The 256-nt window shown below is 51.6% G+C and carries 1 rRNA gene; it reads right to left on the bottom strand.

The window, feature by feature from the left end:
* Positions 1 to 256: ribosomal RNA gene (locus J5M71_RS29080) — 23S ribosomal RNA — on the bottom strand; the annotation flags it as partial.

Here is a 256-nt window from a genome sequence, read left to right on the forward strand (position 1 = left end):
TCTTTCGGCGTGCGAGTTTTTCACTCGCATTGTCGTTACTCATGTCAGCATTCGCACTTCTGATACCTCCAGCAAGCTTCTCAACTCACCTTCACAGGCTTACAGAACGCTCCTCTACCGCGTCATCGTAAGATGACACCCGTAGCTTCGGTGCATGGTTTGAGCCCCGTTACATCTTCCGCGCAGGCCGACTCGACTAGTGAGCTATTACGCTTTCTTTAAAGGGTGGCTGCTTCTAAGCCAACCTCCTAGCTGT

This window comes from Pseudomonas sp. 43(2021) (assembly GCF_017490805.1).
GTDB lineage: Bacteria > Pseudomonadota > Gammaproteobacteria > Pseudomonadales > Pseudomonadaceae > Aquipseudomonas.